The sequence below is a fragment of the Frankia sp. BMG5.60 genome (genome assembly GCF_059428125.1).
This window is the reverse complement of the sequence record NZ_CM182091.1, coordinates 1,453,469-1,467,697: the sequence shown is the minus strand read 5'-3', so window position 1 is coordinate 1,467,697 and position 14,229 is coordinate 1,453,469. Positions and strand designations below refer to the sequence as shown.

The following is a 14,229-nucleotide window of genomic DNA, read 5'->3' as shown; positions in this document are numbered from 1 at the left end:
GGCCCACGACGGAGGGGAAACGGATGGCCGTCACTTTCCGCAACGAATTTGCCGGGCCCGCCTTCGCCTGGCGAGGTCTTCCCTGGTCGGGTTCTTGGCCGGATCGCCTGCGGTGACGGGGAGTAGGCGAGCGGCGATCGACGTCAGGGGTGAGAGGGGCTCGCCCTCACCGGGACAGCTCGTCGAAGATCGGCTTGACCAGTTCGATCAGATGGCCGACGTCGACCTGGATGGTGCGATCGGCCCGCCCACTGCCGCAGCAGACGACGCCCATCCGCCGGACGGCGGTGTCGAACACCACGACCACTCCCGGGACCGCGCACACCGGGCTCGCCCCGCCGGGCTCCATGCCGAGGTCCCGCAGGTCCTCCGCAGCCGCCTGGCTGAGTTTCGCGCGGGAGGTTCCCGCCGCCCGGGCCAACCTGCCGTAGTTGACCCGACCGGTGACGGGGAGTGCGGCGAGGACGAAACCGCGGTCCGCATTCCTGAACACCATCGTCTTCAGGAGCCGCTCGGTCGGAAAGCCCAGCAGCTCCGCGTCCGCCGGCCCGACGATCGGCTGGTGATCCACTGCCGTGAAGGGCACTCCGGCGGCCAGGAGCACCTGTTCCGGGGACGAAATTCCGTCCGGTCGGCACCCCAGGTCGGACATGACGGGCCTTTCTTCGACGGAACGCGGAACCTGCCGTCCGGATACGCCGGCCGGACCACCGTATTCCGATGCTCCTTCATTCTGGCCGCCGGCCGCCGGCCGCCGGCTACGGGTGTGCGGTCAGGGTCGGCGGCTGACGGCCAGCTTCACACCCAGTCCCATCATCACAACGCCCGAGGCCCCGCCGATGGCCGACAACCGGCGCGGTGACCGCGCCAGCCAGGTGCGGGCGGTTCCGGCGAGCAGTCCCCACGACACATCCGAAACCAGGGCGATCGCCACGCAGATCAGGCCGAGGAACAGCAACTGGACGGGCGCATCACCGGCCGAGCGGTCGACGAACTGCGGCAGCACCGCGGTGAAGATGAGCACTCCCTTGGGATTGCCGATTCCCACGACGAAGCCGTCGCGCAGGATGCGGCGGGACGTGTACGAGGACGTCGGCCCCGCGATCGCGACGGTGAGCTCGGCGCGATGCCGCCAGGCCTGCCAGCCCAGACATACGAGATAGCCGGCGCCGGCGAACTTGAGCACGGAGAACACCACCACCGAGCGTTCGACGACGAATCCCAGGCCGCACGCCACCGCCATGACCTGGACCAGCATCGCCGACTCGTTGCCGAACGCGGTGAACACCGCCGCCCGCCGTCCCAGCGAGACACCCCGGCTGACGACGAAGAGCACGCTCGGCCCGGGCACCACGATCAGCGTGGCCACTACCAGCAGGAAGGACGCGAACCGCTGGGTGTCGATCACGGGAACTCCTCGGTCTCGGTCCCCGCGGTTGTGGTCATCGCGGTGGTGGTCATCGCGGCGAGGGCGCGGCGGGCCTCGTCGGCCCAGTGGGTGGCACCCCAGCGTTCGGCGACCGTGCGCGCCTGCCGGAAGTGGTCGGCGGCGTCGGGGTACCGGCCGAGGAAGGCGGCGAGGGCGCCGAGGGTGTGGGCGACCGGTCGCAGCGCCAGCGACAGGCTCAGGGTGCCGGGCAACTGCCCGCGCAGCGGTAGCAGGTCGGCGTACATCGCGCGGGCGAGCGGGCGGTCCGCGACGGCGATGGCCGCCTCGGCGCGCAGGATACCGAGGGTCGAGAAGAGAAAGTCGGGTCGCAGTGCCGGAGCTCCGGCGTGCATGCGCGCGGCCTCGGCCGGCCGGCCGTCGCGGGCCAGGGCGAGCGTGAGCAGGTCGATCACGACCGGCCCGTGGGCGGCCAGCAGATCGTCGGCGCGCGCGGCGAACTCGGCCATCCGGCCCTGCGTCAGGCGCAGCGTGGCGACGGCCAGGAGCTGAAAGCCGGCGGCGTGGATCGACCCGTGGCGCAGCATCCGGGCGGTCGTCTCGGTGTACCGGCGCTCGGCGTCGTCGAGGTCGCCGGCGATGTGCGCGAGCATCGCCTGCCCGTAGGCGCCGACGCCCTCGGCCTCCGGCATCCGGTACAGGCGGGCGAGCTCCATCCCGTCGGCGACGAAGCGCCGGACGCCGGCGACATCGGAGTCGGCGACCGCCGCGATGGCCCGGATGAAGTTGCCGAAGGAGTGGTAGGCGGGCAGGTCGTGCCCGACGCCGAGCGCGATCAGCTCCTGGCCGACCCGGGTCCGCTCCGGCCAGTCGGACTCGTTGTTGCGCACCCGGGCCAACGCGGTGAGGGCGAGGGCGCGCAGGGCGGGATCGCCCACGTCGGCGGACAGCGCCACCGCCTCCTCGGCGGCCCGGCGGGGCCGGGCGTCGTCCTCGCCGGCGAGCTCGGTGGTCAGGGCGTCCAACAGCCGGCAGCGAACGGCGGCGTCGAGACCGCGCCGCTCGAGCAGGCGGGTGAGCACCGCGACGACGGGCGTGTCCACGGTCCCGTAGGGACGGCTCTGCCAGGGGGTCGGTTCGGTCCAGGCCGTGAAGGCGGCGATCAGCAGGTCCTCACGACCGGCCGCCTCGGCGTGGTCGACGGCCCGCTGCCGGGTGGTGCGCGCGGCCGCCACCGCGCCGGCGCGCACCTGCGCCCGCAGCAACCGGCCGAGCAGCAGCACCCGTTCGGCGTCGCGATCATTGTCCCGAGAGGCGTGGTCGTCCGCGGGAATGCGGTCGAAGCCGTCAAGCGCGCCCGCGAGCAGTTCCGCCGCCGTGTCGTGGGCGTAGCGGCGCTCGGCGGCCTGGGCGGCCCGGACCGCGTAGTCGACGGCGCGGCGTGCCGTCGCCGCCGAGGCGGCCCGCAGGTAATGGTGGGCCAGCGCGGGCACGTTGTCGGGCTGCAGCCGCTCGAGGGCGGCGCCGAGCCTGCCGTGCATGCGCGTGCGGCGCAGCCGACTGAGGTCGGTGCTCAGGGTGTCCCGGACGAGGGCGTGGGTGAACCGGACCCGACCCGGTGCGGGCTCGGTGAGCAGGCCGGCGATGAGCCCGGCGTCCAGGGCGTCGAGCACGCCGTCCTCGTCGGTGCTGGCCGCGTCGATGAGCACCTCGACGTCGGCCTCCCGACCGGCGACGGCGGCCAGTCGCAGCACCGCCACCGACGCCTCCGGCAGGCGCGCGAGCCGTCGGCGGAGCACGTCGCGTACGCCGTCCGGCACCTCGGACAGCGCGACGAGTGCCCCCTCGCTGGCGAGCAGGCGGGCGCTCTCCCGCACATGGAACGGGTTTCCTCCGGTGCGTTCGGCGAGGGCCAGCATGGTGTCGGCGTCGACGGGTCGCTGGCAGACCGCGGCGACGACGTCGGCGATCGCCTCCCGCGACAGGCCACCCAACGCCAGGCGCCGTGGCGACCGGGCGGCCAGCCCGGCGAGTGCGTCGGCCAGGGCCGGGCCGATCTCCCCGTCGCGGTAGGCCGCCAGCAGCAGGATCGGCGCGTCGGTCACCTGCGTGCCGACCGCACTGAGCAGCGCCAGGGTTTCCGCGTCGGCCCAGTGCAGATCGTCCAGGATGATCGCCAGTGGTCCCGCCGGCTTCCGGTAGGCGACTATCCGTAGCCATGCGATGACGGCCTGGTGCAGTCGGAACCGGCCCGCGGAGGCGTCGACGCGGTCTCGCCGGTCCGTGTCGGTCGGCTGCTGGCCGGGCTCGCGAACCGGCTCGTGGCGGGGCGGGTGGTCAGGCCGCTGGCCGGGCGGGTGGCCGGGTAGGTGGTCGGGCTGCTGGCCGGGCGGGTGGCCGGGTAGGTGGTCGGGCTGCTGGTCCGAGAGGAGAGGTTCGAGGAGTTCGGCCAGTGCGGCCGGAGGGGGAGCGGCGTCGGCCAGGACGCGCAGGGCCTGCAGCCACGCCCAGGCCGGGGGAGCACCCTCGGCCTCGAGACACTGGCCGGTGACGACCAACCACCCGGACGTGGCCAGCCTGCGGCGCACCTGCCGTAAAAGCGCCGACTTCCCGGCCCCCGGTTCGCCGCTGATCAGGGCGATCCTCGCGCGGCCGACATCAACGCCGGCGGTCCGAGCCTCGGCGGCGCCAGTCTCGGCGGCGCCAGTCTCGGCGGCGAGGTCCGCCAGCGCGGCGAGCTCCCGCTCACGGCCGGCGAACAGCTCGGCGGCTGGAGCGCCGGCCGGGGACGGTGGAGCTGATCCGTCCAATTCCGACGATCCGGCGGGCTCGGGTGCTCCCGCGAGTGCCGGCATCGCCGACCGGGCCGCCGCGGGCGGGGATGCCGGCGCTGTGGGCGGTGTCGGCGCTGTGGGCGATATCGGGGGTGTGGGCGAAATCGGGGGTGTGGGCGAAATCGGGGGTGTGGGGGATGGCGGCAGAGTGGGTGGAGTCGGCGGTTGCGGCGCTGAGGGGGGCAGCGCCGCGTGGAGGATCTCGCGGTTCTGCCGGAGGATGGCCTCCTCCAGCCGGGCGAGTTCGGGTCCTGGGTCCAGGCCGAGCTCCTCGGCCAGCCGCCGACGGGCGCGGCGCAACGCGTCGAGGGCGTCGGCCCGCCGGTTGCTGCCCCACAGGGCAAGGGCCAGCAGGCGCCAGCCCTCCTCCCGCAGCGGCTCGCGCCGGGTGAGCGCGTCCGCGAGCCGCACGGCGGCGGCCAGGTTGCCCTCGCGCAGCTCGACGGCGGCAAGCATCTCCCGAGCCTCGACGCGAAGGTCCGCCAACCGGGAGGTCTCGGCGATGGCCCAGGACTCGTCGGCGACCTCCCCGAAGGCGTCGCCGAGCCACAGGGCCAGCCCCTCGGAAATCAGCGCCCGGGAGCCGGTGCCGGCCGCGGCGTTCCGCCGGGCCTCGCGCAGCAGCGATTCGAACCGCCAGGCGTCCACCGCCTCCGGGCCAAGCGCGAGGGCATAGCCCGGGCTCGCGCTGATGAGGACCGTCGCGGGTGTCCTCGGCGGCCGGGCCGGCTCCAGCAACCGACGCAGATTGGAGACGTAGGACTGCAGGGAGGTCACGGCCTTGGCGGGTGGTTCGCCGCGCCACAGGTCCTCGATCAGCCTGTCCACCGAGACGAGCTCACCGCGGGCGACAACGAGCCGGGCGAGGACCGCCCGTTGCCGCGGCCCGCCCAGGGCGACGGCGCGTCCACCCACCTCGACCGCCAGCGGGCCGAGCACTCGGATCCGGACCATCGCGTACCGATCCTATCCATCCGGTCCCGTTCCTCTGGTCCCCTTCCTCTGGCCCCGTTCATCGGGTCATGTCCATCGGGTCCCGTCCGTCCGGCCTGTCCATCTGGCGAACCGGCGAGACGGTTCCAACTCAGCTCCACGAGCGCTCCAAGTGCCGCCTCCGATGCTGATCCCAGCTCAACCGAACAGCACAGCCGAACAGCTCAAACGCGGCCCGGCAGGGCCGCGCACCGGAAAGGTCGCGGACCCGGAAAGGCCGCGGCCGAGGGAGGAATACCGTGACCACTTCCGCAGCCCCCGACCCTGACACCGACACCGACACCGACACCGACACCGAACGCCCGAACACCCAGGAGATGAGGATCATCCACCGGGCGTTCCGCCGCGAATCGCGGTTGCTGGCCGAGCTGACGGCCCGGGTTCCCGCGGGCGACACCGCCCGGGCGCGGGTCCTCGCCGGCTACTTCCGGTGGTACCAGTTGGGCCTCGGCGTCCACCACCACGGTGAGGACGAGCTGGTCTGGCCGCTGCTGCTGGCCCGTCTGGATCTGGGTGCCGACGTCGTGCTGCGGATGGAGGCCCAGCACGAAGAGGTGGCCGCGAGCCTCGCCCGGGCCGAGACCGCGCTGGCCGCCTGGGAGGCCACCGCGGATCGGTCGGATCGGGACGCCCTCGTCGAGGCTCTCGTCGAGCATCGGGCGGCACTGATCGAACATCTCGACGACGAGGAATCGCACCTGTTGCCGCTCGCCGCCGACTATCTCAGCGTGCCGGAATGGGCGGCCCAGGGCGAGCACTTCCTCGCCAACACCCCGAAGGACGCGATCCTGACCCTGCTGGGCGCCGTGTTGGAGGACGCGCAGCCACACGAGCGCAAGGCGTTCCTCGCCGGGCTTCCGCTGCCGGCCCGCATCATCTGGTTCTCGGTCGGCCGGATCCTCTACTCGGCCCACGTGCGGCGGATCCGGGGGAACTACCGGCCCGCCGCCATCGCCGCCGACAAGTCGTCCGCCGCCGACAAGTCGTCCGCCGCCGACAAGTCGTCCGCCGCCGACAAGTCGTCCGGCGCCGGCCAGGCGAGTGCCGTCGACGGGGCGGCTGCCGCGGCCAGGTCGGCGCGGTAGATCATGACAACCGTTGCCTATGTGCTCTCGTGGATCGTCAGTGTCGCCATCATCTTCATCGGCATTCGGTTTCTGCTCGTACCCCGGGCTGCCGCGGCCGCCTTCGGTGTCGCCGTGCCGGCGGACATCGGCCAGGCCGACGCCTATTTCGCGGTCAAGGGGATCCGGGACATCGCGTCGGGGCTCGTCCCGATAGCCCTGATCCTCGCCTCGACCCAACAGGCGGTCGGCTGGTTCATGCTCACGGTCACCGTCGTCCCGCTGGGCGACGCCCTGATCGTGTTGCGTCACCAGGGGCCCAAGGTCACCGCCTACGCCATCCATGGGCTGACGGCGGTGCTGCTGCTCATCACCGCGGTTCTCCTGCTGGCCTGACGGACTCGGCTCGGCCGGGGCGGCGACGCCGACGTCAGGTGGGCATCGACTCCGACCTTTCGCCGGGGTGCCGGGCCCGGCCGGCCTCCGCCGGCGTCGGCGGGAGATCTCCCGGATCGTCTCCTGGCCCGAAGCCGGGCGGATTCGGACTCGCACCATCCGGGGACTGGGCGTCGATGCGTCGCCGCGTGGTGGAGAGCCGATCGGCGATCAGCTCGAGGACCTCGGCGGCGATGCCGACGTGGGTCGGGTCCAGCTCGGCGATCACCGAGCCGAGCAGGTCGCGGCGAGCGGCGTGGACGCTGTCCAGCGCGTGCCGGCCGCGGTCGGTGATGTGGATGAGGTGGACGCGAGCGTCGCGGGGGTCGCGCCGCCGGCTGATCAGGCCGTCGCCTTCGAGCCGCTTGATCCGCGGGGTGACCGAGGAGACGTCGACGCCGTGGCAGGCGGCGACCGCGGAGACGGGCATGGGGCCACGCCCGTCGAGGTACTCCAGCAGTGCCCACGAGGCGGCGGGCAGGTCGAAGCCGGACCGCCGCGCGAGGTCGTCGACGGTGGCGCGGTCGGCGAGGAACCGCGCCACGTTCGCGAGGGCCCGCTCGAGTGCGGCGAGGGTGGGCGGCGACGCGGGCGCGGGCGCGGGGTCCATCGGTCCACGGTAGAGACACGCGCGGCGTGAGACCACAAGTTGGGACCAACCAACTATCGGCTACGGTGGAGTGGTGAGCATCGCCGCCCTTGCCGCAGACGACGCCGTCGGAGGCCGCGGGTGAAGCTGTCCATCGTGGAGCTGGGCACCGTCGCGCCGGGCACGGACGAGCGGCAGGCGCTCGTCGACGCGGTCGAGACGGCCCGGCACGCCGAGGCCTGGGGCTTCCACCGGGTCTGGTTCGCCGAGCACCACCTGAGCCGGTCCGGCGCGTCGCACCACCCGGAACTGCTGATCGCGGCCGCCGGCGCGCGGACGTCGACGATCCGGATCGGGTCCGGGACGGTGCTGATGAACCATTACAGCCCGTTCAAGGTCGCCGAGATGTTCGCCCAGCTCGAGGCGATGTACCCGGGCCGGGTCGACCTGGGCATGGGGCGGGCGACCGCCGGGCCGGTCATCGACATGGCGTTGCGGCGCGATCGCCGGCAGCCGGCGCAGGACGACCACACCCAGCAGGTCGCCGAGACGCTGGCCTGGCTGTACGAGGCGTTCCCGGCCGGGCATCCGTTCACCGGCAACCCGCTGATCCCGTCGATGCCCGGGGTGCCGCAGACCTGGCTGCTCGGGTCGAGCCCGTCCGGGTCGAACCTCGCGGCCGGGCTCGGCATCGGGTACGCCTTCGCCGGCTTCATCAACCCGGGGGGCGCGGCGGCGGCGCTGCGGCGCTACCGCGAGCAGTTCCGTCCCCAGGGGTTCGGGCTGGCCGAGCCGCGGTCGATCCTGGCGGTGAACGTCACCGTCGCCGAGACCGAGGCGCGGGCCCGGCGGCTGGTCGGCTCGGCGAAGGGCTTCTACGCCCGGCTGCGCCGCCAGGGAGGCGACGCGGTGCTGCCGAGCGCCGACGAGGCCGCCGCGGAGCTCACCGATGCCGAGCAGGAACAGCCGACCCGGATCGTCGACGGGCGGTGGCCGCAGTTCGTGGCCGGCGACGTCGACGGAGTCCGGGCCACGCTGGAGCGGATGCTCGCGGAGAGCCGGGCCGACGAGCTGATGGTGCAGAACCTCATCGCCGACCCCGCCGACCGGCGCCGCTCCCACGAGTTGCTGGCCGCCATGTTCGACCTCCGGCCCGCCGCGGTCGTGGCGCCGGCGGCGCGCACCCCGACCGAGCGACATCCCGACCTGAGTGACATCCCGACCTGAGTGACGGCAGTCCGACCGGGTGTCACCCCGACCAAGAAGTGGACATGTAAATGGCATCGGATCTCGAACGCACGGTGGGCGTCGGCATCGTCGGCCTGAGCGCGAACGGCGGCTGGGCGGCCGGTGCGCACCTGCCCGCCCTGGCCGCCGTCGACGGCTTCGCGCTGCGGGCGGTCGCCGCCAGCAGCCCGCAGTCCGCGCGCGCCGCCGCCGAGGCCCACGGCGTGCCCGCGGCCAGCGGGAGCGTCGAGGAGCTGGCCGGGCGCGACGACGTCGACCTGGTCGTCGTCTCGGTGAAGGTGCCGCGCCACCGCGAGCTGGTCCTGCCCGCACTGGCGGCGGGCAAGGTGGTGCTGTGCGAGTGGCCGCTGGCCAACGGTCTGGACGAGGTCCGGGAACTGGTCGAGGCCGCCGCGGGCGTGCGGTCGTTCATCGGACTGCAGGGGCGGTTCGCCCCCGCGGTGCGCTACCTGCGCGACCTGGTGGCCGACGGGTACGTGGGCGAGGTGCTGTCGACGACGCTGGTGGGCAACGGCGGTGTGTGGGGACCGGTCATCCACCCCGGCGGTGAGTACCTGCTCGACCGCGACCTGGGCGCCACCCTGCTGACGATCCCGTTCGGCCACACCGCCGACGCCGTCACCAGCGTGCTGGGGGAGTTCGCCGACGTCGCCGCCACCACCGCGACGCGGCGGCCCCAGGTCCGCAACGCCGAGACCGGCGCGTCCGTCCCGATGACGGCCGAGGACCAGATCGCCGTCTCCGGGACCCTCGTCGGCGGGGCTGTCGCGAGCATCCACCTGCGCGGCGGGACGCCGCGCGGCACCGGTTTCCTGTGGGAGATCAACGGCACCGACGGCGACCTGCAGGTCACCTCGTCCACCGGCAGCCTCAACTACGGGCAGATCACCATCCTCGGCTCCCAGGGCGGCGAGCCGCTCGCCGAGCTGGCCACGCCGGCGTCCTACGACGCCTACCCCGCCCTTGCCGGGCAGCCGGCCGGCGCCGTCGCCCACGCCTACGCGCAGATCCGTCGCGATCTCGCCGAGGGCACGGACGTGGCGCCCGACTTCACCCACGCGCTGCGCCGCCACCAGCTCCTCGACGCGGTCTCCCGGTCCGCCGCCACCGGCCGGCGCGTCCAGGTGCCCGATAAGTGACGTCCTCTCCCGTCTGCGACAGCAGGTCCCATCTGAGGCCCCACGTCCCGGCTGAGGTTGCACGTCCCGGCTGAGGTTGCACGTCCCGGCTGAGGCTGCAGGCGGGGCGGGCATCCACGTCGACACGATGGTGGGCCGTCGCGTCAGGCGGACCGGGCGCCCGGGCGGCGGCGCCCGGCCCCGCCGGTGCGCGGGGCGGGCAGAGGAGTAGGCATACAGGGGTGAGCACACCCGAGCCGGCCGAGTTCCCGGCCTCCCACCGCGACCTGATCGACAACCCGCTGACCGGCGTCCTGACCACGATCGGCGCGGGCGGTCGGCCCCAGTCGACCGCCGTCTGGTTCCTCCCCGACGGGCCGACGGTCAAGGTTTCGATGATCAGTACCCGCCAGAAGCTGGCGAACCTGCGACGCACCCCGGTGGCGACCCTGTTCGTGTTCGACCCCACCAACCCGGGGCGCACCCTGGAGATCCGCGCCGACGTCGAGCTCGTGCCCGACCCGGACAAGTCCGTCCTCGCCCGCATGACCGACCGCTACGGCGCCGACTTCGCCCGGCTCAGCGCCCTCGACCCGGAGCGGACCACGGCCGTGCTGCATCCGCGCCGTGTCGTCGTCCGCGACTGAGGCCGGGCCGCGGCAGGGCGGACAGGAACAGTTTCCGGATCGACAAGGTTGGAGACGGCGCGTGGCGAGGCGCCGGTGCCTCGCCCCGATCGTCGAGGAGCGCGGCCAATGAAAATCGGGATCATCGGGGCGGGTCAGATCGGCGGGACGCTGACGCGGCGGCTGAGCGAGCTCGGCCACGAGGTGCGGGTGGCCAACTCGCGCGACCCGCAGACCCTGGCGGAGCTCGCGGCGCAGAGCGGGGCCGCGGCCGTCTGGGCGGCCGACGCCGCCGAGGACGCCGACGTGGTCATCATCAGCATCCCGCAGAAGAACGTTCCGAACCTGCCCGCGGGCATCCTCAAGGGGGCGAAGCCGGGGGCGCCGGTGATCGAGACGAACAACTACTACCCCCAGCAGCGCGACGGCCGCCTCGACGCGATCGAGGCCGGCACCCCAGAGAGCGTCTGGGTCGCCGAGCGGATCGGCGCACCGGTGATCAAGGTGTTCAACGGGATCTTCTGGAAGCACCTGCTGGAGCGCGGCCGGTCGAAGGGCGCCGAGGGCCGCATCGCGCTGCCGATCGCGGGCGCGGACGGCCCCGGCAAGGAGCTGGTGTTCGACCTGGTCGACGAGCTGGGCTTCGACCCGGTCGACGGCGGCACGCTGGCGGACTCCTGGCGTCAGCAGCCCGGCACCCCGGTCTACGGCGCTGACCTCGACGTCGCCGGGACCGTCAAGGCCCTCGCGGCCGCCTCTCCCGACCGCCCGGCGGACTTCCGCGCCTGAGGGCGGCCGCCCGCCGGACCCGACCGCGCCAGCCGGCGGCCCCGACCGCGGCACCGGGGACGAACCCGGGGTCGACCTGCTCCCTCAGGTCGCCCTCGGTCGCCCTCGGTCGCCCGGTACTCGCGGCCACGGCTTTTCCTCTTTCTCTCGTTTTCTCCCGTCCTGCCGCGAACGTGGATGCCGGCTTCTCCGCCCGGGCGTCGTGTTTGGATCGGATGGTTTTGGGCAGGGGCGCGTTGTCGATGTTTTCTGTGCCTGGTTCCGATCCCCTGGCCCGGAGACGGGACTTCGACGGGGGGTCTGTCGCGCCATGCACCCGGACGATGACCCGCCACGGCACCGAAGTCCGGATCATGCCACGCGCGGCGAGCTGGCGACGGTGCTACCCGGGGCGCTCGACGAGTTCGGGTCCATTCTCGGTCATATCCCTGAGCGAATTTCCGGGGTGCGACGGACTGACGACGGATGGTCGATCCTGGCGGATGTCGTCGAACTGGACCGCATACCGTCGACGACGAGTGTGCTGGCTACGTACCGTATCGATGTGGATGCTCACGGCGCGCTCGTGGGCTACGAGCGCCTGCGACGATTCGTCCGGGGTGCTACCGATTAAATCTCTCTGACCGTGCCAGGACCGCCCATGACCGTCGATCGAAGCGTCGCCGCCGGGCCGCCTCGAGCGCGGGCGTGGAGCGGACCACACTCGGACTCCCTCGCGGATGTGCTGGAACGGGTGCTCGACAAGGGCGTCGTGATCGTCGGCGACGTGGTCGTCAGCGTGCTGGACGTCGAGCTGCTCACCCTGAAGCTGCGTCTTTTCATCGCCTCGGCGGACACGGCCCGCGAGATGGGCCTGGACTGGTGGACGGCCGATCCCTTCTTCAACTCCAAGGCCCGCTCGTTGCGGGAGGAGAACGAGGAGCTGCGCGCCCGGCTGGCGGCCCTGGAGTCCGGCGGCCGTCCGCCTGCGACCGAGGTCGGGCGGGGTCTGCCGGACCGGGCCGCGGTCGAGGCGCCGGCGAGGACGGTCGACGAGCGGCGGTGGGCGGCCTCCGCCCCGGTCGCCGCTGCCCCGAGACGGTCCTACCTGCCATGGGCTGATGCCGTGGCGAGGGGAGGAGCAGCGAGCGCGGGAGCGCCGGACGCGACGAGGGGGGAGAGCCGCCATGCCCGCGGCGGGCGGCGCTGACGGCCTCGCCGCCCTTGCCCGACGGCTCGCACCCGGCGTGTTCGAGGAAGCCGTCTCCGAGGCGCGCAGTATGGCCCGGCACCAGGTCGCGCAGCGCCTGGCACAGGAGATCACACGGGTCGTGTTCGACGCAGGGGTGCCGGAGTTCGCACAAGGGCGGACGGGACTCGAGGAACGGCGGACGGGACTCGCGGAAGGGTTGTGGGGCGAGGCGCCGCCGGGGCCCGATGAGGGGCTGCCGGGTGCGCGCGGACTCGTGCAGGCCGCCGAGGTCCCCACCGATGACCGAGTCCCGGACGGCCGCGTGTCAGACGGCCGCGTGTCAGGGGACCGCGCGCCAGGAGACCTCGCGGTCCCGGGCAGCGAGGGGGTTGCGGCCGCAGCCACGGGCGGGTCGCGCGGGCGTGGTTGCGGTGTCGACGCGGACCACGGGCTGTACGCCTACGGGATCGTCCCGGAGCAGAGCCGTCACGTGTCCGATCTCGAAGGTCTGGTGGCCGGGACGGCGGTGCGCGCCGTGGTCCGCCCGCCGGTGGCCCTGGTGGTCTCCGACGTCGAGCTCGCTCTGCTGCGTGACCTTGATGAGGACGTCTCGGAGACGGGGCGGCTTGCGGACCTTGCCCGCCGTCACGATCAGGTGCTGCGGGCGCTGGCGGAACGCGGTGGGGTGCTCCCGCTGCGTTTCGGCACTGTCCTGCCGGACGCGGAGCATGCCTACGCGGTGCTCGATGATCCGGAGCAGACGCTTTCCCGCACGCTGGCTCAGGTTCAGGACGCGAGGGAATGGGGCCTGCGGGTCGACGCGTCCCAGCCGGTGGCCGATGCGGCGCCTCCCGACCACCCCATCGATCCTCCGGTGGAGGAAGGGGGACTCGCGCCGGGATCGGGGACGGCCTACCTCACAGCCCGGCGCCGGGAGATCCGGGCGCAGGAGGCACGCCGGGAGGAACTCGGTGCACTGATCGAACAGGCGGACGAGGAGCTGACCGCCTTCGCCCGGGACACCGCACGACGCCGGGGCGGCCGGGCCGGTCGGATGTTCGACTGCGCGTACCTCGTGCCGCGCTCGGCCGACGAGGAGTTCCTCGCGAAGGCGCGGACGCTGGTGCGGCGACTGACGCAGGCCGGTCTCGACGCCGAGATCACGGGGCCCTGGCCGCCCTACTCCTTCGTGCGCGTCACCCTCGGCATTGGTGCGGATGGCGTTGGTGCGGATGGCGGCGGTGGGGATGGCAGCGGCGGGGATGGCAGCGGCGGGGATGGCGGTGGTGGGGGTGGTGGGGGTGGCTGAGTCGGGTCGGAGGTGCGAACCGGGCGGCGGGCCTGTTTCCCGGGACCGCGCCGGTGTCGCCGGTCTGGTCCGACCCCGCACCCCGGCCACCGCCGGCACGCCCTGCGCCGCGGCCCAGCCGCTCGCCGACCTGCTGGACCGGCTCGTGGATCGCGGTGTCGTGATCAGTGGCGACGTCGTGATCGCCCTCGCCGGGGTCGACCTGATCCGGCTCGACCTGCGGCTGCTCCTCGTCGGCATCCAGAGGGTCGTGGAGGGTGCTGGGGAGGTGGCGGGATGAGTGGTTCCGGCGGTGCCGGTCACCCGTTGCGCCTCGACGCCGACCCGGACCAGGTCGGTCGAGGTCTGGGACAGCTCGTCGTGGTCGTCCTCGAACTGCTGCGCGAGGTCCTGGAACGTCAGGCGATCCGCCGGATGGACGGCGGCGAGCTGACGGCGGAGCAGCTCGACGATCTGGGCCAGGCACTGATCGAGATCCGGCACAGCCTCGAGCGGGTCCGCACCTCGCTCGGTGTCACCCAGCGGGAGGCCGACGACGCCGTCGCCCGGGCGCGTCGCCTCGTCGAGAGCAGCGGCGAGGCGGTCCCGAACCGCGGGCCGATGGCACCCGCACGGCGCTCCGCCCGGTCCTGCGCCGACCAGCAATCCTGTCAGAAGGCGAGGTGA

The 14,229-nt window shown here is 73.2% G+C and carries 15 protein-coding genes; 11 read left to right on the top strand and 4 right to left on the bottom strand.

Annotation, left to right across the window (positions count from 1 at the left end; genetic code table 11):
- Positions 1-166 precede the first annotated feature (166 nt).
- From AC5R91_RS06035 to AC5R91_RS06025, 3 genes are all read right to left on the bottom strand, one after another.
- Positions 167-652 carry an aminoacyl-tRNA deacylase gene (locus tag AC5R91_RS06035; RefSeq protein ID WP_495396134.1) on the bottom strand — a complete coding sequence of 162 codons (486 nt, stop codon included), beginning with the start codon at positions 650-652 and terminating at the stop codon, positions 167-169.
- A gap of 120 nt (positions 653-772) precedes the next feature.
- On the bottom strand, positions 773-1,408 hold the full coding sequence (locus AC5R91_RS06030) for a LysE family translocator (RefSeq protein WP_495396133.1): 636 nt from the start codon (positions 1,406-1,408) through the stop codon (positions 773-775).
- The gene (locus AC5R91_RS06025; RefSeq protein WP_495396132.1) at positions 1,405-5,175 is read right to left on the bottom strand and encodes an ATP-binding protein; all 3,771 of its coding nucleotides are present in this window, start codon (positions 5,173-5,175) and stop codon (positions 1,405-1,407) included. Before AC5R91_RS06025 ends, AC5R91_RS06030 begins: the two co-directional genes overlap by 4 nt.
- Positions 5,176-5,453: 278 nt before the next feature.
- Between AC5R91_RS06025 and AC5R91_RS06020 the strand changes: the two genes are divergently transcribed.
- On the top strand, positions 5,454-6,299 hold the full coding sequence (locus tag AC5R91_RS06020) for a hemerythrin domain-containing protein (protein ID WP_495396131.1): 846 nt from the start codon (positions 5,454-5,456) through the stop codon (positions 6,297-6,299).
- 3 nt (positions 6,300-6,302) lie between these two features.
- Positions 6,303-6,674 carry a DUF4267 domain-containing protein gene (locus tag AC5R91_RS06015; protein ID WP_495396129.1) on the top strand — a complete coding sequence of 124 codons (372 nt, stop codon included), beginning with the start codon at positions 6,303-6,305 and terminating at the stop codon, positions 6,672-6,674.
- 34 nt (positions 6,675-6,708) lie between these two features.
- On the opposite strand, the gene AC5R91_RS06010 is transcribed toward AC5R91_RS06015, so the two are convergent.
- The gene (locus tag AC5R91_RS06010; protein ID WP_495396127.1) at positions 6,709-7,323 is read right to left on the bottom strand and encodes a MarR family winged helix-turn-helix transcriptional regulator; all 615 of its coding nucleotides are present in this window, start codon (positions 7,321-7,323) and stop codon (positions 6,709-6,711) included.
- A 120-nt stretch (positions 7,324-7,443) separates the two neighbouring features.
- Between AC5R91_RS06010 and AC5R91_RS06005 the strand changes: the two genes are divergently transcribed.
- From AC5R91_RS06005 to gvpK, 9 genes are all read left to right on the top strand, one after another.
- Complete coding sequence (locus tag AC5R91_RS06005) at positions 7,444-8,529, top strand: MsnO8 family LLM class oxidoreductase (RefSeq protein WP_495396126.1); 1,086 nt, start codon at positions 7,444-7,446, stop codon at positions 8,527-8,529.
- Positions 8,530-8,579: 50 nt separating this feature from the next.
- Entirely contained in the window at positions 8,580-9,689 is a 1,110-nt protein-coding gene (locus tag AC5R91_RS06000; protein ID WP_495396125.1) for a Gfo/Idh/MocA family protein, read from the top strand.
- 221 nt (positions 9,690-9,910) lie between these two features.
- Positions 9,911-10,315 (top strand): PPOX class F420-dependent oxidoreductase, encoded by a 405-nt coding sequence (locus AC5R91_RS05995; protein ID WP_495396123.1) that lies wholly within the window; start codon positions 9,911-9,913, stop codon positions 10,313-10,315.
- Positions 10,316-10,390: 75 nt separating this feature from the next.
- On the top strand, positions 10,391-11,083 hold the full coding sequence (locus tag AC5R91_RS05990; protein ID WP_495396121.1) for an NADPH-dependent F420 reductase: 693 nt from the start codon (positions 10,391-10,393) through the stop codon (positions 11,081-11,083).
- A 310-nt stretch (positions 11,084-11,393) separates the two neighbouring features.
- Positions 11,394-11,696 carry a gas vesicle protein GvpO gene (gene gvpO / locus AC5R91_RS05985; RefSeq protein ID WP_495396120.1) on the top strand — a complete coding sequence of 101 codons (303 nt, stop codon included), beginning with the start codon at positions 11,394-11,396 and terminating at the stop codon, positions 11,694-11,696.
- 27 nt (positions 11,697-11,723) lie between these two features.
- Complete coding sequence (locus AC5R91_RS05980) at positions 11,724-12,272, top strand: gas vesicle protein (RefSeq protein ID WP_495396119.1); 549 nt, start codon at positions 11,724-11,726, stop codon at positions 12,270-12,272.
- Positions 12,250-13,563, top strand: a complete 1,314-nt coding sequence (locus AC5R91_RS05975; RefSeq protein WP_495396118.1) for a GvpL/GvpF family gas vesicle protein — start codon at positions 12,250-12,252, stop codon at positions 13,561-13,563. The genes AC5R91_RS05980 and AC5R91_RS05975 overlap by 23 nt, the downstream gene beginning before the upstream one ends.
- Entirely contained in the window at positions 13,556-13,843 is a 288-nt protein-coding gene (locus AC5R91_RS05970) for a gas vesicle protein (protein WP_495396117.1), read from the top strand. The genes AC5R91_RS05975 and AC5R91_RS05970 overlap by 8 nt, the downstream gene beginning before the upstream one ends.
- Positions 13,840-14,229: a gas vesicle protein GvpK gene (gene gvpK, locus AC5R91_RS05965; RefSeq protein WP_495396116.1), complete on the top strand. Its 390-nt coding sequence runs from the start codon at positions 13,840-13,842 to the stop codon at positions 14,227-14,229. Before AC5R91_RS05970 ends, gvpK begins: the two co-directional genes overlap by 4 nt.

What these genes read in the sequence shown, in the direction of transcription:
- AC5R91_RS06035 (WP_495396134.1), bottom strand. Translation starts at nt 652, where the DNA reads ATGTCCGACCTGGGGTGCCGACCGGACGGAATTTCGTCCCCGGAACAG.
- AC5R91_RS06025 (WP_495396132.1), bottom strand. Translation starts at nt 5,175, where the DNA reads ATGGTCCGGATCCGAGTGCTCGGCCCGCTGGCGGTCGAGGTGGGTGGA.
- AC5R91_RS06015 (WP_495396129.1), top strand. Translation starts at nt 6,303, where the DNA reads ATGACAACCGTTGCCTATGTGCTCTCGTGGATCGTCAGTGTCGCCATC.
- AC5R91_RS06010 (WP_495396127.1), bottom strand. Translation starts at nt 7,323, where the DNA reads ATGGACCCCGCGCCCGCGCCCGCGTCGCCGCCCACCCTCGCCGCACTC.
- AC5R91_RS06000 (WP_495396125.1), top strand. Translation starts at nt 8,580, where the DNA reads ATGGCATCGGATCTCGAACGCACGGTGGGCGTCGGCATCGTCGGCCTG.
- gvpO (WP_495396120.1), top strand. Translation starts at nt 11,394, where the DNA reads ATGCACCCGGACGATGACCCGCCACGGCACCGAAGTCCGGATCATGCC.
- AC5R91_RS05980 (WP_495396119.1), top strand. Translation starts at nt 11,724, where the DNA reads ATGACCGTCGATCGAAGCGTCGCCGCCGGGCCGCCTCGAGCGCGGGCG.
- AC5R91_RS05975 (WP_495396118.1), top strand. Translation starts at nt 12,250, where the DNA reads ATGCCCGCGGCGGGCGGCGCTGACGGCCTCGCCGCCCTTGCCCGACGG.
- gvpK (WP_495396116.1), top strand. Translation starts at nt 13,840, where the DNA reads ATGAGTGGTTCCGGCGGTGCCGGTCACCCGTTGCGCCTCGACGCCGAC.